Annotated in this window: 16 protein-coding genes; 13 read left to right on the top strand and 3 right to left on the bottom strand. The window is 68.9% G+C overall.

Annotated features, from left to right (window positions below; genetic code table 11):
- The first annotated feature begins 227 nt into the window (after positions 1 to 227).
- From CEK69_RS17915 to CEK69_RS17885, 7 genes are all read left to right on the top strand, one after another.
- Positions 228 to 3,590: a TIM-barrel domain-containing protein gene (locus CEK69_RS17915; protein WP_152247114.1), complete on the top strand. Its 3,363-nt coding sequence runs from the start codon at positions 228 to 230 to the stop codon at positions 3,588 to 3,590.
- A 119-nt stretch (positions 3,591 to 3,709) separates the two neighbouring features.
- The gene (locus CEK69_RS17910; RefSeq protein ID WP_152247112.1) at positions 3,710 to 6,682 is read left to right on the top strand and encodes a TonB-dependent receptor; all 2,973 of its coding nucleotides are present in this window, start codon (positions 3,710 to 3,712) and stop codon (positions 6,680 to 6,682) included.
- 64 nt (positions 6,683 to 6,746) lie between these two features.
- Positions 6,747 to 8,102, top strand: coding sequence for a Gfo/Idh/MocA family oxidoreductase (locus CEK69_RS17905; RefSeq protein WP_152247110.1), 1,356 nt, complete (start codon positions 6,747 to 6,749; stop codon positions 8,100 to 8,102).
- A 226-nt stretch (positions 8,103 to 8,328) separates the two neighbouring features.
- Positions 8,329 to 8,811: a hypothetical protein gene (locus tag CEK69_RS17900; protein ID WP_152247108.1), complete on the top strand. Its 483-nt coding sequence runs from the start codon at positions 8,329 to 8,331 to the stop codon at positions 8,809 to 8,811.
- A 479-nt stretch (positions 8,812 to 9,290) separates the two neighbouring features.
- Positions 9,291 to 11,522 carry an NADP-dependent isocitrate dehydrogenase gene (locus CEK69_RS17895; protein ID WP_152247106.1) on the top strand — a complete coding sequence of 744 codons (2,232 nt, stop codon included), beginning with the start codon at positions 9,291 to 9,293 and terminating at the stop codon, positions 11,520 to 11,522.
- Between the two features lie 258 nt (positions 11,523 to 11,780).
- Positions 11,781 to 13,520 (top strand): bifunctional isocitrate dehydrogenase kinase/phosphatase, encoded by a 1,740-nt coding sequence (aceK, locus tag CEK69_RS17890; protein ID WP_152247104.1) that lies wholly within the window; start codon positions 11,781 to 11,783, stop codon positions 13,518 to 13,520.
- A gap of 61 nt (positions 13,521 to 13,581) precedes the next feature.
- Complete coding sequence (locus tag CEK69_RS17885) at positions 13,582 to 14,475, top strand: TonB family protein (RefSeq protein ID WP_226975221.1); 894 nt, start codon at positions 13,582 to 13,584, stop codon at positions 14,473 to 14,475.
- Positions 14,476 to 14,537: 62 nt separating this feature from the next.
- On the opposite strand, the gene CEK69_RS17880 is transcribed toward CEK69_RS17885, so the two are convergent.
- The 3 genes from CEK69_RS17880 to trxA form a co-directional block, all read right to left on the bottom strand.
- A complete protein-coding gene (locus tag CEK69_RS17880; RefSeq protein WP_152247102.1) occupies positions 14,538 to 15,338 on the bottom strand; it encodes a hypothetical protein in 801 nt (266 codons plus the stop codon).
- Between the two features lie 127 nt (positions 15,339 to 15,465).
- Positions 15,466 to 17,265, bottom strand: a complete 1,800-nt coding sequence (rho, locus tag CEK69_RS17875; protein ID WP_152247100.1) for a transcription termination factor Rho — start codon at positions 17,263 to 17,265, stop codon at positions 15,466 to 15,468.
- 242 nt (positions 17,266 to 17,507) lie between these two features.
- Positions 17,508 to 17,849 carry a thioredoxin TrxA gene (gene trxA, locus CEK69_RS17870; RefSeq protein ID WP_017908556.1) on the bottom strand — a complete coding sequence of 114 codons (342 nt, stop codon included), beginning with the start codon at positions 17,847 to 17,849 and terminating at the stop codon, positions 17,508 to 17,510.
- Between the two features lie 202 nt (positions 17,850 to 18,051).
- Here trxA and rhlB point away from each other — a divergent pair, with 202 nt between their 5' ends.
- From rhlB to rpoH, 6 genes are all read left to right on the top strand, one after another.
- Entirely contained in the window at positions 18,052 to 19,809 is a 1,758-nt protein-coding gene (gene rhlB, locus CEK69_RS17865; protein WP_152247098.1) for an ATP-dependent RNA helicase RhlB, read from the top strand.
- Between the two features lie 73 nt (positions 19,810 to 19,882).
- Positions 19,883 to 20,569, top strand: coding sequence for a cell division ATP-binding protein FtsE (gene ftsE / locus CEK69_RS17860; protein WP_043094534.1), 687 nt, complete (start codon positions 19,883 to 19,885; stop codon positions 20,567 to 20,569).
- Entirely contained in the window at positions 20,566 to 21,510 is a 945-nt protein-coding gene (ftsX, locus tag CEK69_RS17855) for a permease-like cell division protein FtsX (protein ID WP_152247096.1), read from the top strand. Before ftsE ends, ftsX begins: the two co-directional genes overlap by 4 nt.
- A gap of 7 nt (positions 21,511 to 21,517) precedes the next feature.
- Positions 21,518 to 22,360 carry a response regulator gene (locus tag CEK69_RS17850; protein ID WP_017909425.1) on the top strand — a complete coding sequence of 281 codons (843 nt, stop codon included), beginning with the start codon at positions 21,518 to 21,520 and terminating at the stop codon, positions 22,358 to 22,360.
- Positions 22,361 to 22,388: 28 nt separating this feature from the next.
- Positions 22,389 to 23,120 (top strand): uracil-DNA glycosylase, encoded by a 732-nt coding sequence (gene ung / locus CEK69_RS17845; RefSeq protein ID WP_152247094.1) that lies wholly within the window; start codon positions 22,389 to 22,391, stop codon positions 23,118 to 23,120.
- A 218-nt stretch (positions 23,121 to 23,338) separates the two neighbouring features.
- Positions 23,339 to 24,217, top strand: coding sequence for an RNA polymerase sigma factor RpoH (gene rpoH, locus CEK69_RS17840; protein ID WP_026144446.1), 879 nt, complete (start codon positions 23,339 to 23,341; stop codon positions 24,215 to 24,217).
- Positions 24,218 to 24,301: the final 84 nt, after the last annotated feature.

Below are 24,301 nucleotides of genomic sequence, written 5' to 3'. Positions count from 1 at the left end.
CTTGCGGATGGCCCGCCCTAAAACGAAAGTTGCAAGTGGATGCCGTTATCGCAAGCCGGATCAGCCGATTCTGCCGAGCTGAAAGCAAAGTCATGCGAGGCAATATCTTTCGTTTTGCCAAAATAAATCTTGTTTTTTGCTTTCAATTTATTGACATCTTTCAAATCCCTGGCCTAGAGTCGGCGCAACGCTTTCGAAACGCCCGGGGAAACGGGTTTGGGGGTCGTGTGGAGAATCGCGTTCGTCGCTCGTCGCTGTTGCCGGCGATCGCGCTGCCGGCCCTGCTGCTGGTGGCGGCCACCGTCGTCGCCGAGCCGGTCGGCAACCTGCGTACGGTCGCCGCCAGCGCCAGCCGCGACGGCGTGCAAGGCTGGGACCTGCAGACCGACCGCGGCGTGCGCCTGCGCATCGAACTGCCGGCGGCCGACATCGTGCGCGTGCAGGCCGGGCGCCACGGCACGCTCACCGGCGCCGGCGACAAGGCCACGCCGATCGTGCTGCCGCAGCCCAAGGCCGCGGTGCAGGCGCAACTGGAAGACGATGCGCAGGAACTGCGCGTGCGTACCGACGCGCTGGTGCTGCACGTGCAGCGGCAACCGCTGCGGCTGCGCCTGGAGCGGCTGGAACAGGGCCGCGCGGTCGCGCTGTGGCAGGAACTGCAGCCGCTGGACCTGGATGCCACGCAGAGCGTGCAGGTGCTGTCCTCGCAGGCCGACGAAGCCTATTACGGCGGCGGCCAGCAGAACGGGCGCTTCGAGTTCAAGGGCCGTGAACTGGAAGTGTCGTATTCCGGCGGCTGGGAGGAGGGCGATCGCCCGAGCCCGGCGCCGATGCTGCTCAGCAGTCGCGGCTGGGGCATGCTGCGCAACACCTGGAGCGACGGCAGCTACGACCTGCGCCAGCCCGACCAGGCCACGCTGCTGCACCGCGAAGACCGCTTCGACGCCTACTACTTCGTCGGCGCCGACCTGCCGGCCCTGATCGAGCGCTATACCCGGCTGACCGGCCGCCCGAGCATGCTGGCGCGCTGGTCCCTGTCCTACGGCGATGCCGATTGCTACAACGACGGCGACAACGCCAAGAAGCCCGGCACCGTGCCCGACGGCTGGCACGACGGCCCCACCGGCACCACCCCGGACGTGGTCGACAGCGTGGCGCGGCAGTACCGCGAGCACGACATGCCCGGCGGCTGGATCCTGCCCAACGACGGCTACGGCTGCGGCTACACCAGGCTGCCGGAGACCGTGCAGGGCCTGGCCCGCGATGGCTTCCGCACCGGCCTGTGGACCGAGAACGGCGTGGACAAGATCGCCTGGGAAGTCGGCAAGGCCGGCAGCCGCGTGCAGAAGCTGGACGTGGCCTGGACCGGCAAGGGCTACCAGTTCGCGATGGACGCCAACCACCAGGCCTACGACGGCATCCTCGCCAACTCCGATGCGCGCCCGTTCCTGTGGACGGTGATGGGCTGGGCCGGCATCCAGCGCTACGCGGTGGCCTGGACCGGCGACCAGAGCAGCAGCTGGGACTACATCCGCTGGCACGTGCCGACCCTGATCGGCTCCGGCCTGTCCGGCATGGCCTACGCCGCCGGCGATGTGGATGCGATCTTCGGCGGCAGCGCCGAGACCTTCACCCGCGACCTGCAGTGGAAGGCCTTCACCCCGGTGCTGATGGGCATGAGCGGCTGGTCGTCGAACGCGCGCAAGCATCCGTGGTGGTACGACGAGCCGTACCGCAGCATCAACCGCGATTACCTCAAGCTGAAAATGCGCCTGACCCCGTACATGTATGGCCTGGTGCACGATGCCGCGCAGACCGGCGCGCCGCCGGTGCGCGGGCTGATGTGGGAGGACCCGCGCGATCCGCACGCGCAGGACGAGACCTACAAGACCCAGTTCCTGCTCGGCCGCGACCTGCTGGTGGCGCCGGTGTACCGCAGCCAGGCGGCCAGCCGCGGCTGGCGGCGCGACATCCATCTGCCGGCCGGCGGCTGGATCGACTACTGGGACGGCCGCCGCGTGCAGGCCGGCGCCGATGGCCGCCAGCTCGACCGCCAGGTCGACCTGGCCACGCTGCCGCTGTTCGTGCGTGCCGGCGCGATCCTGCCGATGTACCCGGCGATGCTGTACGACGGCGAGAAGCCGCTGGACGAGGTGACCTTCGACCTGTATCCGCAGGGGGCCTCGCAGTACACGCTGTACGAGGACGACGGCAACACCCGCCGCTACCAGCAGGGCGAGTCCAGCACGCAGGCCGTGCGCGTGCAGGCGCCGGCGCAGGGCAGCGGCCCGGTGCAGGTATGGATCGATCCGGTGCAAGGCCGCTACGCCGGACAGCTGCCGCAGCGCCGCTATGCCTTGCGCGTGCTCGCGCGGCAGGCACCGCGGTCGGTGCAGGTCGGCGAACGCGCGCTGCCGACGGTTGCCGACGCCGCGGCCTTCGCCCAGGCCAGCGAAGGCTGGTACTTCGACGCCAAGGAGCGCCGCGGCACCGTGCACGTGCGCACCGCCGTGCAGGACATCCGCCAACCGCTGCAGCTGCGGTTGGACTTCCCGGTCGCCGCCGCTGCGGCCGACGACGCCTATCCGGCTGCGCCGGAGCTGGGCCGCGCGCTGCCCGCCGACAGCCTGCTGGTGGTGAACCGCCCGGCCGAGGAGCCCGGGCACCCGCTGGAGAACGCTTTCGACGACGACCCGGGCACCTGGTTCCGCAGCGTGCGCAACCAGGCCGTGCGCACCGGTGCGCACGAATGGGTGATCGGTTTCGGCGAGCGCAAGATGATCGACGGCATCGAGCTGGCGCCGCGCAACGACAAGAACTGGAAGCACGGCCAGGTGCGCGACTACGAGGTCTACCTGGGCGACAGCAACGGCGAGTGGGGCGAGCCGGTGGCGCGCGGCCATCTGCGCTTGCAGGAAGGCGTGCAGCGCATCGACTTCCCGGCGCATGCCGGCCGCCTGCTGCGCTTCCGCGTGCTGAGCGTGCAGAACCCCGAGGGCGACGGCGCCGACAGCAACGATCCGATGGTCGTCGCCGCGCAGCGCCGGCCGCGCGCCTTCGATGCGCTGCAGCCGCGCGACGTCGGCCCGATCGCGCTGTCCACCTTCCACATCCTCGAGCACCCGGCTTCGGAACGGCCGGCGCAGCAGCGCTATCTGTCCGAGCTGGCGTTGCCGGCGGCATTGGCCGGTCGCGTGCGCGCCGACCAGGCCTTGCGCGGCGATGCCGGCATGCGCATGAACGGCCTGCAGTTCCGCCGCGGCCTGGGCGTGGGCGCCGACAGCCGCCTCGACCTGCGCCTGCACGGCGACTGGCGCCTGCTGCGCGCCGACCTGGGCATCGACGACGCCTGTCGCAGCGCCGGCGGCCTGCAGTTCCAGGTCTGGGGCGATGGCCGCCTGCTCTACGACAGCGGCCTGGTCAGCGCGCCCGGCGTGGTCAAGCCGGAACTGGATATCCGCGGCCTGTCCACGCTGAGCCTGCGCACGCTGGGTGCGCAGGGCCCGCAGCCTGCCCAGGTCTGCGCCAATTGGGCCAACGCCGTACTGATCGGCCAGGAGGGCGACACCGCCAGCTTCGTCGCCCCATGACCGCCCCGTAACACCGCTCCTCCCCCGCCTTTCCCGACTGCGGCCGCCTGGCCGTGGCCCGGGAGCGCTTTGCCCGCCGATTCCGCGTTCGCGCCGCACCCTGCCAGGAGAGAACCCCGATGTTGCCCGCCCGTCACCGCCATTCCCGCTGTCGCCCGCTCGCTCCGTTGACCCTGGCCATCGCCGGTGTCCTGCTCGCCGCCCTGCAACCCGCCGCCGCGCAGGACAGTCAGGCCGCCACCGACCTGGCCCGGGTCGAGGTCACCGGCTCCAACATCCGCCGCACCGACGTGGAGACCGCCTCGCCGGTGCAGGTGATCAGCAAGCAGGACATCCAGGCGATGGGCGCGCGCACGCTGCTGCAGGTGCTCGACAACCTGCCCGCGGCACGCCCGGCGCAACAGGACGCGCGCTCGCTGTTCACCGGCTCCGATGGCGCCTCGCAGGCCAATCTGCGCGGCCTCGGCGCGCAGGGCACGCTGGTGCTGTTGAACGGCCGCCGCCTGTCGTACTACGGCGCGCCGGCCGGCTTCCAGACCCAGTTCGTCAACATCGATGCGATCCCGGCCGCGGCGATCGAGCGCATGGAAGTGCTCACCGATGGCGCCTCGGCGGTGTACGGCACCGACGCGGTGGCCGGCGTCATCAACGTGATCACCAAGCGCAACTTCCAGGGCGCGGAGATCAATTTCAGCAACGACACCTCCAGCCGCATCGAGTCCTACGGCGAACACCAGGCCAGCATCACCGCCGGCTTCGGCGACCTCACCGAGAACCGCTTCAACGTCTACGGCGCGGTCAACGTGTACCGGCGCGATGCGATCCCGCTGCGCGACTTCTACGACAAGCGCCCGGCGCAGTACTACGTCAACAATCCCAACTACCTGACCAACCTGCGCCTGGGCGTGGGCAGCAAACCGGGCCAGTTCAACCCGGGCAGCTACTTCGCCTTCGACCCGGTCACCGGGCGCCGTGTGCAGGAAGCCGCACCGGGCTGCCAGAACGTGCTGACCAGCGAGGCCGCCGGCCCGCGCTGCGTGTGGGAAACCTGGTTGAACAACGAGATCGACGCCGGCGCCAAGTCCGAACGCAACACGGCCTACCTCAACGGCACCTTCCTGGTCGGCGCCAGCACCGAACTGTTCGCCGAGGCCACCTACACCGACATCGACCTGCGCGCCAACGGCGGCACCCCGCGCGCGTTCAACACCACCACCGGCAACCCCACCAGCTGGTTCTCGCGCAACACCGGCAACACCGTCAACCAGTTCCTGTATCCGTTCCTCGGGCCCAACAACGAGTACAACCATGCCAGCCCGCAGTTGAAGGCGATGATGGGCGGGGTGGTCGGCCTGCAGTACCTGCTGCAGGACGCCGGCCCCGACTACTTCGGCCAGCGCAACACCGACAAGAGCTACCGCGTGCTCGGCGGCGCGCGCGGCAGCTTCGGCGACTGGAACTGGGAAACCGCCTTCGCCACCGCCGGCACCCACTCGGTCACCTACCAGACCGTCAACGTCAACGTGAAAGGCTTCGAGAAGGCGTTCGGCCCGTTCACCATCGACCCGGGCACCGGCCGGGTGATCATCTCCGACCACCCGGCGTACAGGTTCGGCGAGATCAGCGCCGCCAACGCCGCGCTGATCCGCGAAGCATTCCCGACCTTCGACATCGAATCGTGGACGCGCCTGCACACCCTCGACGGCAAGATCGAAGGCCCGCTCTTCCAACTGCCGGCCGGCGAGATGCGCGCCGCGTTCGGCTTCAACGCCAGCCGCGAGACGTTTTACACCCCCGGCAACCCGGACGCGGCCAACGGCCTGATCACCCAGCAGGGCGGCTCCTGGTTCGACGGCAAGCGCAACACCTATGCGCTGTTCGCCGAGACCGTCGCGCCGATCACCGACAAGCTGGAACTCGACGCCGCGTTGCGCGCCGACAAGTACCCGAACTTCAGCACCAACCTGGCGCCCAAGGTCGGCTTCAAGTACCAGGCCTTCGAGCAACTGCTGCTGCGCGGCACCTATTCCACCGGCTTCCGCGCGCCCAGCCTGGCCGAGTCCGGCAGCGGCGGCGTCTACGCGCAGTTGGGCGGCTACCGCGACGAGGTGCGCTGCGGCGAGACCAATGCCATCGCCAACCTGCTGCTGCAGTCGCGCCGCAGCGGCGACGTGGATCTGGGCAAGAGCCTGCTCAACGCCGACTGCAGCCGCACCGTGGCGCGCATGACCCAGCCGAACCCGGACCTGAAGCCGGAGAAGGCCAAGATCGCCACGCTCGGCTTCGTCTACGAGCCGGCCAACTGGCTGTCGGTGTCGGCCGACTACTGGTTCATCTACCGCGACAACGAGATCGTCGCCCCGGACTACCGCCGCGCCGGCGACATCACCGCCATGACCCGCTCGCCGATCACCGACAGCGACCGCGCCAACCTCGCCCAGCTGGCGGCGATGTGCGCCGATCCGGCCAGCGGCGTGGCCTGCCCGGGCACGTTGCCGGGCTACAGCGTGGGCAATGTCGCCAGTGTGGTCGGGCAGTACCGCAACCGCGGCAAGACCCTGGTCGACGGCTTCGACATCGACGCGCGCAGCCGCTTCTCGCTCGGCCAGTGGGGCGGGCTGAACATCGGCCTGGCCGCCACCATCGCCAACCGCAACCGCTTCTACATGGACCAGGATAGCGGCTGGTACTACGGCGACGTTGTCGGCTACTACAACAACCCGCGCCTGCGCGCCACGCTCAACGCCGACTGGACCTACCGCCAGGTCACCACCAGCATGTTCGTCAACTACGTCGGCGGCACCAAGTGGGCCACCGACCGGATCGACGCCGAGGACAACAACCCGCAGACCTGCACCGCCGGCTACCTCAAGCTGCAACCGAGCAAGTGCGATGGCGCGCCGTCGTGGTGGACCGCCAACCTCAGCGTCACCTGGCGCCCGGACGACGCCTGGAACCTCAGCTTCACCGTCAAGAACCTGTTCGACCGCCTGCCGTTCTACGATCCGAACAGCTTCCTGGGCGATTCCAGCGACTACGCCACCATCTCCGGCCGCGGCTACAGCGTGACCATCGGCTACCGCTTCAAGTGAGCGCACCTGCAGCAGCATGCGTGCCGGCCGACGCCGGCGCGCATCCAAGAGGAGACCGCACCACATGAAACGACGCGACTTCATCGCCGCTGGCGCCGCCATCGCCGCCAGCAGCCTGCTGCCGCAGACACCGGCCTGGGCACGCAAGCGCACCCTGCGCCTGGCCATGATCGGCACCGGCATGCGCGGCCAGGTGCTGCTGACCGAACTGCTGCGCCGCGACGACGTCGAACTGGTCGCCCTGTGCGACAGCGAGCCGATCATGCTCGGCCGCGCCATGGCCATGGTCGCCAAGGCCGGCAAGCCCGCACCCACCGCATACGGCCAGGACCGCGACGCCAATGCATGGAAGCGCGTACTGGCGCACAAGGGCCTGGATGGCGTGATCGTGGCCACGCCCTGGGAGTGGCATGCGCCGATGGCGATCGCGGCGATGCAGGCCGGCGTGGCGGTCGGTTGCGAGGTGGTGGCCGGCATCACCCTGCGGGACCACTGGGATGTGCTCAACGCCCAGCTCGCCACCGGCACCCCGTACATGCTGCTGGAGAACGTCTGCTACCGCCGCGACGTGATGGCCGCGCTGCAGATGGTGCGGCAGGGCCTGTTCGGCGAACTGGTGCACCTGCAAGCCGGTTACCAGCACGATCTGCGCGGGGTGAAGTTCAACTCCGGCGACCCGGACCAGCCCTACGACAGCGGCGTGGAGTTCGGTGCCAAGGGCTGGAGCGAAGCGCGCTGGCGCACCGCGCATTCGGTGCAGCGCAACGGCGAGCTGTATCCCAGCCACGGCATCGGCCCGTGCGCGATGTACGCCGGCATCAACCGCGGCAACCGCATCACCCACCTCAACGCGTTCGCCAGCAAGGCCCGCGGCCTGCACGACTACACCGTGGCCAAGAGCGGCGGCAACACCCATCCCAGCACCAAGGTGGCGTTCAAGCTGGGCGACGTCGTCACCACCACCCTGGCCTGCAGCAACGGCGAGACCATCCTGCTGCAGCACGACACCTCGCTGCCGCGTCCCTACTCGATGGGGTTCCGCGTGCAGGGCACCAAGGGCCTGTGGATGGATCTCAACCAGTCGATCCACCTCGAAGGCCGCAGCCCGCCGCACCAATGGGAAGCCTTCAAGCCCTATCAGGACCAATACGAGCACCCGCTGTGGACGCGCTACGCCGCCACCGCGGCCGGCGCCGGCCACGGCGGCATGGACTGGTTCGTCATCCACGCCTTCGTCGAAGCACTGAAGGCGAGGGCACCGATGCCGATCGACATCTACGACGCCGTGACCTGGAGCGCGATCACCCCGCTGTCCGAACAGTCGATCGCCAGCGGCTTCCAGACCGTCGCATTCCCGGATTTCACCGCGGGCGCGTGGCGCCAGCGCACGCCGATCTTTGCGTTCGACGGCATGTACTGAGCGCGGTCGCCCCGGTACTCCACGCCTTGCATCCGTGCCGGGTGGCGGCCGGGTGTTTCGCTCCACGGACACTTGCATGTCAAACACCAGCGGCTATAGTGCCGCGCGTGGTGCGCTCCGGCGCGCTTTTTTCTGCGTGTCCAGTGTTGCGGTCGGGCCGATTCGCCTTGGGTGGATGGCCGGCCTGGGCTGGGCGTCGATCATCCTTTAGCCGTCAGTGAGCGCAATGAACGCACCCCTCTTGGAACTCGTCGAGCTTCTTTCTTCCGGCAGCACCGAACCCGACGAACGAAGCGAGATCGTTCGGGACATCGAAGCCTTCCTGCCGGAGCTGGAGTGGACCGAGTGCGAGGAACAGGCGTATGCAGTCGCGATCACCGCGGCGATGGAGCGTTACTCCGCCAACGGCGACAAGATGATCGATGTCCACCACGAGCTCTGCCAGATGATGGGCGACGCATTCCCTGCCTTTCCCAAGAACGTGGGGACGCAGACCGAGTACTTCACCTGGCTGGATCGCCATCTTGCCGAATGGACGGACGAAGGCGATGGCTACGACGTGGTGGAAATCGACGATATGACCACCGAAGACAATCACCTGTTTGTGGTCTACCGGCGCGACGTGCCGCGCATTCTCGAGATTGCGGCGTCGTTGGGCGTGCCCGCCAGGCGTCCGCTGGACTACTGGCGCGGGCTCGGGTACGTCTGAGGTCGGCTATCCAGTTAGGCGGATGACTCCCAGGAAGGCGTAGCGCGGCCACGCCGGTTGGCGGTCGAGCTGTAGAGCGAATCCGATCTACACAGGCGGCGCGTCATCGCGGAGATGATCTTGGGCGCCGCGAGAGAGAGCCCGGCCGCATGGTGTGCTGTCATTCGGCAGAGACGGGTGGCGCCGCATCACTGCTCACGCCCGCTACCGACATTCGTCCGGCGGCGTGAGCCGCAGGTGTCGATCCACGCACGGCGTCCATCGGCACCCCGCGGATTGAAGCGCCCTCCCAGTGATGGAGCGCGCATGAACCGCGCTGGCGGACGGCGGACCCCGCGCTTTGCCCGCAGCCGGCAGACACGCGACAATGGACGGCCGATGTCAGGCAATTGCCGGCATCGCGAACCTACAAGAAAACATACGCCGCCGTACTGTCGGTGCTGCCTATTTCCCCCCTGCCAGAGGTCATCCGTCGCGTCATGTCGAATACGCCCAAGATCCTGTACACGCTCACCGATGAAGCCCCGTACCTGGCGACGCAGTCGCTGCTGCCGATCGTCGCCGCGTTCGCCGGCACCGCCGGCATCGCCGTGGAGACCCGCGACATCTCGCTGGCCGGTCGCCTGATTTCGCAGTTCCCCGAATACCTGCGCGAGGACCAGCGCATCGCCGACGACCTGGCCGAGCTGGGCCAGCTGGCGACCACGCCGGAAGCCAACATCATCAAGCTGCCCAACATCAGCGCCTCGGTGCCGCAGCTCAAGGCCGCGATCAAGGAACTGCAGCAGCAGGGCTATGCGCTGCCGGACTACGTGGACGAGCCGAAGGACGAGAAAGAGAAAGAAGCAAAGGCGCGCTACGACAAGGTCAAGGGCAGCGCGGTCAATCCGGTACTGCGCGAGGGCAATTCCGATCGCCGCGCGCCGGCCTCGGTGAAGAACTACGCGCGCAAGCACCCGCACCGCATGGGCGCGTGGAGTGCCGATTCCAAGTCGCACGTGGCGCACATGGACGCCGGCGATTTCTACGGCAGCGAGCGTTCGGCGCTGATCGAACAGGCCGGCAGCGTCAGGATCGAGCTGGTCGGCAAGGACGGCGCGGTGACCGTGCTGAAGGAAAAGACCGCGGTGCAGGCCGGCGAGCTGATCGACGCGGCGGTGATGAGCAAGCGTGCGCTGGCCGCCTTCGTGCAGGCGCAGATCGCCGATGCCAAGCAGCAGGGCGTGCTGTTCTCGCTGCACCTGAAGGCGACGATGATGAAGGTCTCCGACCCGATCATGTTCGGCGTGGTGGTCGAGGCGTTCTACCGCGACGTGCTGGACAAGCATGCCGCCACGCTCAAGCAGGTGGGTTTCGACGCCAACAACGGCATCGGCGACCTGTACGCGCGCATCGCCAGCCTGCCGGAGGCGCAGCGTGCACCGATCGAGGCCGACCTGCAGGCGCTGTACGCGCAGCGTCCGGGCCTGGCGATGGTCAACTCCGACAAGGGCATCACCAACCTGCACGTGCCCAGCGACGTGATCGTCGATGCGTCGATGCCGGCGATGATCCGCGACTCCGGCAAGATGTGGAACGCCGAAGGCAAGCTGCAGGACACCAAGGCGGTGATCCCGGACCGCTGCTACGCCGGCGTGTACCAGGCGGTGATCGAGGACTGCAAGCTGCACGGCGCGTTCGACCCGGCCACCATGGGCAGCGTGCCCAACGTCGGCCTGATGGCGCAGAAGGCCGAGGAATACGGTTCGCACGACAAGACCTTCCAGATTCCGGTCGACGGTACCGTGCGCGTCACCGATGCCGGCGGCACGGTGCTGCTGGAGCATGCGGTGGAAGCCGGCGACATCTGGCGCATGTGCCAGACCAAGGACGCGCCGATCCAGGACTGGGTCAAGCTGGCGGTCGAGCGCGCGCGCCTGAGCGCCACCCCGGCGGTGTTCTGGCTGGATCCGCAGCGCGCCCACGATGCGCTGATGATCCAGAAGGTGGAGCGCTACCTGCAGGATCACGACCTCACCGGCCTGGACATCCGCATCCTGCCGCCGGTGGAGGCCACCGCGTTCTCGCTGCAGCGCATCCGCAAGGGCGAGGACACCATCTCGGTCACCGGCAACGTGCTGCGCGACTACCTCACCGACCTGTTCCCGATCATGGAGCTGGGCACCAGCGCCAAGATGCTGTCGATCGTGCCGCTGATGGCTGGTGGCGGCCTGTTCGAGACCGGTGCCGGCGGTTCGGCGCCCAAGCACGTGCAGCAGTTCGTCGAAGAGAACTACCTGCGCTGGGATTCGCTGGGCGAGTTCCTGGCCCTGGCCGCGTCGCTGGAGCACCTGGGCCAGCGCCACCATAATGCCGCCATCGGCGTGCTGGCGCGCACCCTGGACCAGGCCAACGGCCAGTTCCTGGACAACGACAAGTCGCCTTCGCGCAAGGTCGGCGGGCTGGACAACCGCGGCAGCCACTTCTACCTCGCCATGTACTGGGCGCAGGCGCTGGCCGCACAGGACGAGGACGCCGCGCTGAAGGCGCGCTTCGCGCCGCTGGCCAAGCAGCTGACCGAGCAGGAAGCGACCATCGTCGCCGAGCTCAACGGCGTGCAGGGCCAGCCGGTCGACATCCAGGGCTATTACCGTCCGAACCTGGAGCTGATCGGCAAGGCGATGCGGCCGAGCAAGACCCTCAACGACGCCCTGGCGACGTTGAACGCCTGATCGCCCGAACTGGATGTGACGCAAGGGCCGCCCCTCGGGGCGGCCCTTTGCGTTTCCGGCGCAGGAAGCGTCAGGTAGGAGCAGCTTCAGCCGCGACAGGGCGTTCCCGGTACGGCCGGTCGCGGCTGAAGCCGCTTCTACGGCCGACCTGTGTCCGGCTCGATCCTGGCGAAGCAGGTCGCTGGATGTGCGCACGAGGCGGAGCGTGGCAAGGTGCCCGACACCCGCGCGACGCCGCCACCTGGGTACACTGCGGCCATGCCCTCCGCGCCGCTGCCGCTGCCGTCCGAACGCCGTGCCCTGGTCATCGGCCGTATCGTCTTCGAGGCGTTCGAGGACTATCACGCGCGCTTCGCGCAGATCTCTTCGCGTGCGCGCCAACGCTTCGAGGCGCGCGACTGGAGCGCGGCACGCGAAGACGCGATCGAACGCATCGCCTTGTACGACCAGTGCATCGCCGAGTGCATGCTGCGCCTGCGCGCGGTACTGCTCGGCCAGGCGCACGATCGCGCGCTGTGGATCCGTGCGCGCGACCACTACGCCGAACTGATCGCTGCGCTGATCGACCAGGAACTGTACAAGACCTTCTACAACACCCTGACCCGGCGCTTCTTCCGCACCCAGGGCGTGGACGCGCAGATCGAGTTCGTGGCGCTGGACATCGAACCCACCGACGCCATCACCCATCCGGTGGCGCGGCACAACTACGTGGTGTCCGAGGCGCGGCCGGTGGATGCGTTCGTGCGCGTGCTCGGCGACTACCGCTTCGACGTGCCGTACGCGCACCGCACGCGCTGTGCGGCGGCCATCGCGGTGCGGCTGCAGGACGACCTCGCCCACTGGGGCGAGAATCCGGTACGCGGCATCGAACTGCTGGAGACGGTGTTCTATCGCGAGCGTCGCGCCTACCTGATCGGCCGCGTGTTCGGCGAACACCGTTTCTCGCCGTGCGTGATCGCCCTGGTCAACGACGAACAGGGCCTGCGCGCCGAGGCGGTGCTGACCAAGCGCAACGACGTGGCGCAACTGTTCGGCATCTCGCGCAGCTATTTCCAGGCCGACCTGGCCACCGTCGGCGATGCGGTGGTGTTCCTGCGCAGCCTGCTGCCGCACAAGCCGATCGACGAGCTGTACACCATGCTCGGCCGCGCCAAGCAGGGCAAGACCGAGCGCTTCCGCACCTTCTTCCGCCACTTCCAGGCGCATCCCAACGAACAGCTGGTGCATGCCGAGGGCACGCCGGGCATGGTCATGGCGGTGTTCACCCTGCCCAGCTATCCGCTGGTGTTCAAGCTGATCCGCGACCGTTTCGCCTATCCGAAGACGATGAGCCGCGAGGAAGTGGAGGAGAAGTACGCGCTGGTGTTCAACCTCGATCGCGTCGGCCGCCTGCTCGACGCGCAGCCGTACCGCTCTCTGCGCTTCCCACGCACGCGTTTCGCGCCGGCGCTGCTGAAAGAGTTGATGGAAGGCTGCGCGCGCAGCCTGCGCGAGGACGGCGACGACCTGATCGTCGAGCTGTGCTACGTGCAGCGGCGCCTGCGCCCGTTGAACCTGTACCTGCGCGAGCAGGGCGCCGAGGCCGCGCGCGAGGCCGCGCTGGACTACGCGCAGGCGATCAAGGACATGGCCCGCAACAACATCTTCCCCGGCGACATGCTGCTGAAGAACTTCGGCGTATCGCGGCAGGGCCGGGCGGTGTTCTACGACTACGACGAACTGTGCCTGGTCACCGATTGCAACTTCCGCGACTGGCCGCAGCCGCGCAATGAGGAAGAGGCGATGTCCGCCGAACCCTGGTTCCACGTCGCCCCGCGCGACGTGTTCCCGGAGCGCTTCGCGATGTTCATGGGTCTGCCCGCGGCCTCGCTGGAAGCGGTGCGGCATTCGCACGGCGAACTGTTCGATCCGCAGTGGTGGCGCGACCTGCAGGCGCGGCTGCGCGAGGACGATTATCCGGACGCGCCGCCGTACCCGGACGCGCTGCGCCTGGCCTGAGTTGCCGGCGGGCCGCCAGTGCGTTGTAATCGGCGCCTCATCTCAGGCAAAGGAATGCGCGATGCACCGTCGATCCCTCCGTTCGTGGTGGCGCTGGAGCGCCGTGCTCTCGCTGCTGCTGGCGTTCGCCGCCGTGGCCGCCGACGGGGTCGGCCCCGGCGCGGTGCGCAAGCAGATCGAGAGCAGCATGCTGGTGAGCGGCACCATCGACATCGAGCCCAGCGGCACGGTGTCGGCGCTGGCGCTGGATCGGCAGGAGCGCCTGCCCAAGGGCGTGGTCGACTTCGTCCGCAGCACCGTGATGCAGTGGAAGTTCGAGCCGGGCCTGCGCGATGGCAAACCGGTGCCGGCGCGCGCGCCGATGACCCTGCGCGTGGTCGCCAAGCGCCTGCAGGGCGACGACTACCAGGTCGAGATCCGCGGCGCCGATTTCAGCCACTACGATCCCAACGACCGCAGCGTGGTCACTTCGATCCAGATGAAGCCGCCGGCCTATCCGGAAGCCGCCTACAGCGTCGGTGCCGCGGGATCGGCATATCTGGTGCTCAAGGTGGGCCGCGATGGTCGCGTCGCCGACGCCGCGGTGGAGCAGGTCAACCTGCGCGTGGTGGCGTCCGAGCGGCAGATGCAGCAACTGCGCGAGGTGCTGGGCAAGAGCGCGCTGGGTGCGGCGCGCAAGTGGACCTTCCGCCCGCCGAGCGAAGGCAAGGACGTGGAGGCGCCTTACTGGACCGTGCGCGTGCCGGTCGACTACGCGCTGCGCGACGATATTCCCCAGGGCGCACCGTCGTCCTATGGCCGCTGGACCAGCTATGTGCCCGGCCCGCGCCAGCGCGCGCCCTGGATCACCAGCGACGATGCGACCGGCTTCTCGCCGGACCTGTTGCCGGCTGGCGGCGTGTACATGGCCGACGGCGCCGGCCCGCGCCTGCTGACGCCGCTGCAGGGCGGTTGATCGGCGACCGTGTTCGCCCGGTCTTACAGGCCGGGCTGCCCCGCGTAGACCACCCGCCGACGTTAGCGCGCCGCGCGGCGGTCGTCGTCGCGGCGTCGCGTCGAGACGACCAGCACCGCCAGCAACAGTCCGGCCAGCAGCAGCGACGCACCGACCGTACCCAGGTCCAGGCCACCCTTGCCGGCCGGCTTGCTGAGCAGATCGCCGAGAGTCGCGCCGAACGGGCGAGTCAGCACGAACGCCGCCCAGAACAGCGCCGTGCGCGAGACCCGGGTGAACGCGTAGGCCGGGGCGATTGCCGCCAGCAGCGCCGCGATCAGCAGCGCGCCGCCGGCGAAGCCCAATCCCGAACTGTCGGCCAGGTAATCGCCCAGCGCGGTGCCCAGCGTGTTGGAGACCAGGATCGCCAGCCAGTAGAAGACCTCGGCGCGGCCACTGCCGATCCGCGCGACCGACAGGCTGCGTTCGCACAGCCACCACGTCGCCAGCACCGCGACCAGCAGGCTCACCAGCAGCAGCGCGCCCTGCGCGTAGCCCAGGCCCAGGCTGCGGTCCATGTAGTCCGACAGCGTGGTGCCGGCGGTGCTGGTGGTCAGGATCACCCACCAGTAGCGCCATGGCTGGAAGTTGCGAGCGTGCAGTTGCGCCCACAGCGAGACCAGGAAGACCGCGAGCAGCAGCACGCTGCTCAGCGCATAGCCGACATCCAGGGTCATCGACAGCAGATCGCCGCCGGTCTCGCCCAGGGTGGTGGCGCAGATCTTCATCACCCAGAAACCGAGAGTGACCGGGGCGACCTTGCTGACGGCGGTGTTGGCGGTGGCGGGCATGGCGACGGACGCGGCGGGGCGAATGCCGCCCATCTCACCCGCGCCCACGTCGAAAGACCGTCGGACCCGACGCCAGCAAGACACTGGGCAACACAGTGCCGCCGCCACAAACGCGAACGCCCCGCCGAAGCGGGGCGTTGCGGTCGAACCGGCGCTGGACTCAGCGCTTCATCGAACCGAAGAACTCGTCGTTGGACTTGGTGTTCTTCATCTTGTCCAGCAGGAATTCCATCGCCGCGATCTCGTCCATCGGATGCAGCAGCTTGCGCAGGATCCAGATCTTCTGCAGCAGTTCCGGCTCGATCAGCAGGTCCTCGCGGCGGGTGCCGGAGCGGTTGATGTCGATGGCCGGGTACACGCGCTTCTCGGCGATACGGCGGTTCAGGTGCACTTCGCTGTTGCCGGTGCCCTTGAACTCTTCGTAGATCACCTCGTCCATCTTGCTGCCGGTCTCCACCAGCGCGGTGGCGATGATGGTCAGCGAGCCGCCTTCCTCGACGTTGCGCGCCGCGCCGAAGAAGCGCTTCGGGCGGTGCAGGGCGTTGGCGTCGACGCCGCCGCTGAGCACCTTGCCGGAGGACGGCACCACGTTGTTGTAGGCGCGGGCCAGGCGGGTGATCGAGTCGAGCAGGATCACCACGTCCTTCTTGTGCTCGACCAGGCGCTTGGCGCGCTCGATCACCATTTCGGCGACCTGCACGTGGCGCGCGGCCGGCTCGTCGAAGGTCGAGGAAATGACCTCGCCGCGCACGGTGCGCTGCATTTCCGTCACTTCTTCCGGGCGCTCGTCGATCAGCAGCACGATCAGGTGCACGTCCGGGTGGTTGGTGGTGATCGCCGTGGCCACCTGCTGCATCAGCATGGTCTTGCCGGCCTTGGGCGGGGACACGATCAGCGCGCGCTGACCCTTGCCCTGCGGCGCCATCAGATCGAGGATGCGGCCGGAGATGTCTTCCGAGGAACCGTTGCCGCGCTCCAGGGTGAAGCGCTTGCGCGGGAACAGCGCGGTCAGGTTCTCGAACAGGACCTTGTTCTTGCTCGCTTCCAGCGGCTCGCCGTTGATGGTGTCGACGATCGACAGCGCGAAGTAGCGCTCGCCGTCCTTCGGGAAGCGGATGCGGCCGGACAGGTGGTCGCCGGTGCGCAGGTTGAAGCGGCGGATCTGGCTGGGCGAGATGTAGGTGTCGTCCGGGCCGGCCAGGTAGCTGGCCTCGGCCGCGCGCAGGAAGCCGAAGCCGTCCGGCAGGATTTCCAGCACGCCGTCGGCGGCGACACCTTCGCCGTGGCGGGTCAGCACCTTCAGCAGGGCGAAGATCACGTCCTGCTTGCGCGCGCGGGCCACGCCGTCCTGGATGTTGAGCTGCTCGGCGATGTCCAGCAGCTTCTGCGCCGGCATCTTCTTCAGGTCGCTCAGCGAGTAGATCGGGAAGCCTTCCGGCACGCTGGCGTGCGGGCGCGGCACGAACGGCTCGTTGCCGCCGTTGTCGCTGGGCAGGCCGTTGTCCTGGAAGCGGTCGCCGCCGCGCTGGTTGCGGTCGCGGTCGCGGCGATTGCGGAAGCGATCGCGGCGGTTGCCCTGCTGGTTGTTCTGGTTGTTCTGGTTCTGATTGTTGAAGCGGTTGTTGTTGCCGCCGTCGCGCGGCTCACGGCCTTCGCGCGGCTCGCCGCCTTCGGACGCCTGGCCGCCGCCCTGCTGGGCCGGTGCGTCGCCGCCGCCGTGGCTCTGGCCGCCGCTCGCGGCCGGGGCCGGGGCCGACTCCGTGGCCGCGGCGCGCGGCGCCTCGGTCTGGACGGGCGCAGGCGCGGGCGCGGGATTCAGCTGCAGGGTCGGCTGTGCCGGTGCGCCGTGCTCGGCGACGCCTTCCGCGCCGCTCGCGGCCTTGCTGACGCGCGGCTTGCGCACGCGCTTCTCGGCGGGGGCGTCGGCGCTCCCGGGTTCGGACATGGTGTGATCGGACAAGTGGTGTTCCTCGCTAAGAGTGCGAGCGCCCAGCGTGGGGGCATACGGGGTTGGGAGGAGGTCTGGGAGAGAATCTTCCAGAGGGGGTGCGGTGTGCGAATGCCACCGGATGTATCGACACTATCACCGCCACGCAGGCACGGCAAGCAGGCGTTCGTGGGCGATTCAGCCGCCGGCGATGCTGCGCCGGCCGGGCTGCGGCGGCGCCGCCCCGGTTGCGGAGCGGACGCCGGCAGCGGGCGTCAGGCGGCGCTGCCGCCCAGGGTCTTGTCGATCATCTGGGTCAGCTGGCCCTTGCCGACGGCGCCGATCTGGGTGGCCTGGATCTGGCCGTTCTTGAACAGCAGCAGCATCGGGATCGAGCGCACGTGGTACTTGATCGCGGTGGCGCGGTTCTCGTCCACGTTGACCTTGGCGACCTTGAGGCGGCCGTCGTAGGCATCGGCGAGGTCGTCCAGCACCGGCGCGATCATCTTGCACGGGCCGCACCACTCGGCCCAGAAGTCCACCAGGACCGGCTCGTCGGACTGCAGCACCGTGGCATCGAAATCGGCGTCGCCGACGTAAAGGACCTTGTCGCTCACTTTGGGGGTTCTCCTGGGCCAATGCGACTGGCCGGACCGGGTGGCCGCCGCATTGCGGTAAACTGGGGCATTGCGCGGCGATCTCAAGGGATTCCCCCTGTCGCGCGACCCGGCATGGAAGACGCCAGTGTGCGACGCTGCCGGGACCGATGCAAGCCGCGACCTTACGCTTCGGGCGGGGTGGCCTCACGAAGATGGAATGATGAGCGACAAACCGCTGACCGATGTGACTTTTTCCGCGTTCGAACTGCAGCCCGCGCTGCTCGCAGGCCTCGAAAGCGCCGGCTTCACCCGCTGCACCCCGATCCAGGCGCTGACCCTGCCGGTGGCCCTTCCCGGCCGCGACGTGGCCGGCCAGGCCCAGACCGGTACCGGCAAGACCCTGGCGTTCCTGGTGGCGGTGATGAACCGCCTGCTCAGCCGCCCGGCGCTGGCCGACCGCAAGCCGGAGGATCCGCGCGCGCTGATCCTGGCCCCGACCCGCGAACTGGCGATCCAGATCCACAAGGACGCGGTCAAGTTCGGCTCCGAACTGGGCCTGCGCTTCGCCCTGGTCTACGGCGGCGTGGACTACGACAAGCAGCGCGAACTGCTGCAGCAGGGCGTGGACGTGATCATCGCCACCCCCGGCCGCCTGATCGACTACGTCAAGCAGCACAAGGTGGTGTCGCTGCACGCCTGCGAGATCTGCGTGCTCGACGAAGCCGACCGCATGTTCGACCTGGGCTTCATCAAGGACATCCGCTTCCTGCTGCGGCGCATGCCCGAGCGCGGTACCCGCCAGACCCTGCTGTTCTCGGCCACCCTCAGTCACCGCGTGCTGGAGCTGGCCTACGAGCACATGAACGAGCCGGAAAAGCTCGTGGTCGAGACCGAGAGCATCACCGCCGCGCGCGTGCGCCAGCGCATCTACTTCCCCTCCGACGAGGAGAAGCTGACCCTGCTGCTGGGTCTGCTGTCGCGCAGCGAGGGCGCGCGCACCATGGTGTTCGTCAACACCAAGGCGTTCGTCGAGCGCGTGGCGCGGGCGCTGGAGCGCAACGGCTACCGGGTCGGCGTGCTGTCCGGCGACGTGCCGCAGAAGAAGCGCGAGACCCTGCTCAACCGCTTCCAGAAGGGTCAGCTGGAGATCCTGGTGGCCACCGACGTGGCCGCGCGCGGCCTGCACATCGACGGGGTCAAGTACGTCTACAACTACGACCTGCCGTTCGACGCCGAGGACTACGTGCACCGCATCGGCCGCACCGCGCGGCTGGGCGAGGAGGGCGACGCGATCAGCTTCGCCTGCGAGCGCTACGCGATGAGCCTGCCGGACATCGAGGCCTACATCGAGCAGAAGATCCCGGTCGAGCCGGTCACCGCCGAGCTGCTGGTGGCGCTGCCGCGCACCCCGCGCGCGCCGGTGGAGGGCGAGGCCGCCGAGGCCGATGGCGAGGAGAGCATCGGCGAGATCTTCCGCGAGGCCCGCGCCCAGCGCGAGGCCGACGAGCAGCGTCGTGGCGGCGGGCGCGGGAAGCCCGGCGGCGGCCGCAGCGGCCCGGGCGGCCGTGGCGAGTCGCGCAGCGCCGACGGCAAGCCGCGGCGTCCGCGCACGCCGCGTCCGGCCGATGCCACGGCCGCTGCGGCCGACGGCACTGCGCCGGTTGCCGCCGCGCCGGCACCCGCGCCCAAGCCGCCGCGTGCTGCGCCGGCCGAGGGCGCAGCGCCCGCGGTCGAAGGCGAGCGTCCGCCGCGCAAGCGCCGTCGCCGTCGCGGCGGGCGTCCGCTGGAAGGTGCCGAGGGCGCACAGGCCGGCAACGGCAGCGCCGCTCCGGCGACCGCGGCCCCGGCCAAGCCGGTGCAGGTCGTGGCCACCCCGGTCAAGGCCGCGCGCCAGGCCGAGCGTGGTGCGGCGGCGAAGAACGATTCGTTCCTGACCCGCCTGGGGCGCAAGCTGCGCTCGCTGGTGTCCAGCTCCTGAGCCGGACCGGCCGTCCGCCGCGTGCGACGCGCGCGGTGGACGAACACCCCAGCCGCTCCGGCATAATCGCCGGATGAGCGTTCTGCGGTTCGACAATGTCAGCAAACAGTACGCCGGCGGCCACGCGGCGCTGGTGGACGTCAGCTTCGAGGTCGAGGAGGGCGAGATGCTGTTCGTCACCGGCCATTCCGGTGCCGGCAAGAGCACCTTGCTCAAGCTGATCCACCTGAGCGAGCGGCCCTCGCGCGGCGCGGTGCTGTTCGGTGAGCGCAACCTGCTGAAGGTGCGCGGCCGCCGCGTGCCCCTGCATCGGCGCGAGGTCGGTGCGGTCTATCAGGACCACCGCTTGCTCACCGACCGCAGCATCGCCGAGAACGTCGCGCTGCCACTGATCCTGCGCGGCACCCGTCGCGCCGAGATCGGCAAGCGCGTGCGCTCGGTGCTCGAGCGCATGGGCCTGGGCCACCGCGAGAAGGCGCTGCCTTCGCAGCTGTCGGCCGGCGAGCAGCAGCGCGTCGGCATCGCCCGGGCGATGGTCGGCGAACCGCGGCTGCTGGTCGCCGACGAACCGACCGGCAATCTCGACCCGACCCTGGCCGCGGAGATCATGCAGCTGTTCGCCGAACTGCCGGCGCGCGGCACCAGCGTGCTGGTGGTCAGCCACGACCTGGCCCTGCTCAAGCAGATGCGCAAGCGCGTGCTGATCCTGGACCACGGCCGCCTGGTCGACGACATCTCGCCGCAGGACCTGGCCGAATGAGCGCACGCAACGCCGGCGCCGCGGCGCCCTCGCGGCTGGGCGTGTGGTGGGACCACCACCTGCACAGCATCGTCTACAGCCTCGGCCGCGCCATGCGCAAGCCGTGGGCCACGCTGCTGACCATGGCGGTGATGGCGCTGGCGCTGACCCTGCCGCTGGGCCTGTCGATCGCCCTGGACAACCTCAAGCAGTTCGCCGGCAGCGTGCAGCAGTCGCGCGACATCAACGTGTTCCTGAAGACCGACGTCGACGCCGCCGCGGCGCAGGCGCTGGCGCAGACCCTGCGCGGCCGCGCCGACGTGGCCGCAGTAAAGCTGCGCACGCCCGCCGAAGGCATGGCCGAGCTGCGCGACAGCGCCGGCCTCGGCGAAGCGCTGGATGCGCTGCAGGACAACCCGCTGCCGACGCTGCTGATCGTCACCCCGGCCGCGGCCGACGACACCCCGCTGGCGACCGCGCTGACCGCGCTGCCGCAGGCCGACCTGGTCCAGCACGACGCGCTGTGGCGCAAGCGCCTGGACGGCTGGCTGCATTTCGGCGAACGTCTGGTGCAGGTGCTGTCGCTGCTGCTCGGCGCCGGCGCCGTATTGGTGGTCGGCAACACCGTGCGCCTGGACATCCAGTCGCGGCGCGAGGAGATCGGCGTGCTGCAGTTGCTCGGCGCCAGCGACGGCTTCATCCGCCGCCCGTTCCTGTACCTGGGCGCCTGGTACGGTTTCGGCGCCGGGGTGCTGGCGCTGGGCCTGCTCGCCGCCTCCGGCATGGCCCTGGGCCAGCCGCTGGCGGCGCTGGCCGACAGCTACGGCAGCCACTTCGTGCTGCACGGGCTGGACGCGCTGCACGCCGGCTTCGTGCTGCTCGGCACTCTGCTGCTGGGCTGGCTCGGCGCCTGGCTGGTGACCGGCCACTTCCTGCGCCAGACGCGGCCCACCGACACCTGAGGCGCACATGGCCGGGCACGAGCTCAAGCATCTGATCAGCGCCGCCCCCCGGGTGATGGTGGTCGATGGCTCGAAGCTGGTGCGCAAGCTGATCGCCGACGTGCTGCATCGCGAACTGCCCGACGTGACCGTGGTCGGCTGCGCCAGCATCGCCGAGGCGCGCGCCGCGCTGGAGGCCGGTCCGGTCGATCTGGTCACCACCTCGCTGGGGCTGCCCGACGGCGACGGCCTGACCCTGGCCCGCAGCGTGCGCGAGGCCGCCGGCCAGGCCTACGTGCCGGTGATCGTGGTCTCCGGCGACGCCCAGCAGCACTTGGTCGAGCGCCGCTTCACCGAGTACGTCACCGACTATTTCGACAAGGCGCTCGGCCACGAGGCGCTGGCCACCTTCATTCGCGGCTACGTGCAGCCGCAGCCGGTGGCCGGCGCCACCGTGCTCTACGTCGAGGACAGCCGGGTGGTGGCCGAAGCCACCAAGCGCATGCTCGAGCGCCAGCAACTGCACGTGGTGCATGTGCTCAGCGCCGAGGACGCGTTCGCCCTGCTGACCGCCGAGTCGCTGGGCCGCACCACCCGCCGCATCGACCTGGTACTGACCGACGTCACCTTGAAAGGCGAGCTCAACGGCCGCGACGTGGTCCAGCGCATCCGCGTCGACTTCGCCTACGGCAAGCGGCGCATGCCGGTGCTGGTGATGACCGGCGACAGCAACCCGCATACCCAGTCCGAGCTGCTGCGCGCCGGCGCCAACGACCTGGTGCAGAAACCGATCGAAGAGCGCCTGCTGGTCACCAAGGTGCTATTCCAGTTGCGCCTGGCCCGGCTCGACGAGATTGCGGTGACCTTCTGACCGATGTGATGTCCCGAGCCTGGAAGCGATGAGCAACAACGAAGACGAAAGCCGGATCCAGCTGGAGCCGTCGTGGAAGGCGCAGGTCGGCGACTGGCTGCTGCGCCCGGAGATGCGCGAACTGGCTACCTTCCTGCGCCAGCGCAAGGCCGCCGGCGCGCGGGTGTTCCCGCCGGGGCGGCAGATCTTCGCCGCCTTCGACGCTACCCCGTTCGAAAAGGTGGAGGTGGTGATCCTCGGCCAGGACCCGTACCACGGCTTCGGCCAGGCGCACGGGCTGTGCTTCTCGGTGCTGCCGGGGGTGCCGGTGCCGCCGTCGCTGCTGAACATCTACAAGGAGATCGAGGACGACCTGGGCATCCGCCGGCCGGACCACGGCTGCCTGCTGCCGTGGGCGCAGCGCGGCGTGCTGCTGCTCAACGCGGTGCTGACGGTGGAGGAGGGCCGCGCCGGCGCGCACCAGGGCAAGGGCTGGGAGGGCTTCACCGACCACGTCGTGGAGACCCTCAACCGCGAGCGCGAGGGCCTGGTGTTCCTGCTCTGGGGCAGTTACGCCCAGGCCAAGGGCAAGGTCATCGACACCCGCCGCCACCGCGTGCTGAAGGCGCCGCACCCCTCGCCGCTGTCGGCGCACCGCGGCTTCCTCGGCTGCAAGCATTTCTCCGCGGCCAATGAGTACTTGAAGCGCCGCGGCGCCGCCCCCATCGACTGGAGTCTGCCGCCGCGCGCAGAGCTGGAAGCGGTGCTGGGGGGCGCCTGAACCGCGGTTGGACAGGGCGACGCTGTCGCCTGACGTGGACGCCATTTTCGCGAACCGGCTGCTACTTTTGCGGTCAGAGAACGGGATGACGATGCGTCCCGATTGTTTCAGTGGCTTGTGATGCAGTGTCATTCCTGATTCATATGTTGCATAAACAGAACACAGGAACTTTTTACTGTACCCAGCAGTCCAATTAGTAGACTGCTAAGATGAGCCCTATGAGCCAGACGCTTACTTCCAACGCATTGGTTGCCAACAACCTCCCGATCCCCAGTCCGCTCGGTTCGCTGGATGCCTATATCGGCGCCGTGCATCAGATCCCGGTGCTGACGTCCGACGAGGAACGTGCACTGGCGGTGCGGTATCGCGACCAGGAAGACCTGGACGCGGCCCGCGAACTGGTCCATTCCCACCTGCGCTTCGTGGTGCACGTGGCCCGCGGCTACAACGGCTACGGCCTGCCGCTGGGCGACCTGGTCCAGGAAGGCAACATCGGCCTGATGAAGGCGGTCAAGCGCTTCGACCCCGACATGGGCGTGCGCCTGGTCAGCTTCGCGGTGCACTGGATCCGTGCCGAAATGCACGAGTACATCCTGAAGAACTGGCGCATCGTCAAGGTCGCCACGACCAAGGCGCAGCGCAAGCTGTTCTTCAACCTGCGCAAGTCCAAGACCCGCCTGGGCTGGATGAACGCGGCCGAGGTCACCGCCGTGGCCAAGGACCTCAACGTGTCCGAGCGCGAGGTGATGGAGATGGAGTCGCGCCTGTCCGGTCGCGACATCGGCTTCGACGCGCCGTCCGACGAGGACGACGACCACGCGCCGCCGTCGCCGGCCGCGTATCTGATGGCCAACGAGGAAGATCCCTCGCAGGCCTACGAACGCGCCGACAGCGAGGACAACCAGCTGCAGCTGCTGCGCGAAGGCCTGGCGGAACTGGATGCGCGTTCGCGCGACATCATCAAGCGCCGCTGGCTGGATGCCGACAGCAAGATCACCCTGCAGGAACTGGCCGACGAGTACGGCGTGTCGGCCGAGCGCATCCGCCAGATCGAGGCGAACGCGCTGAAGAAGATGAAGGCGCTGTTCGTGGCCTGAGTCGCCTGCGGCGAGCGATTGCAACGTGCGAAAAGGCCCGGCATTGCCGGGCCTTTTTTCTTGTCCTGGGCTGCCCGCGGATTG

The sequence above is a fragment of the Xanthomonas sp. LMG 12462 genome (assembly GCF_009192885.1).
In the GTDB taxonomy this organism is placed as follows: Bacteria; Pseudomonadota; Gammaproteobacteria; order Xanthomonadales; family Xanthomonadaceae; genus Xanthomonas_A; species Xanthomonas_A sontii.
This window is presented reverse-complemented; position numbering and strand designations above follow the sequence as displayed.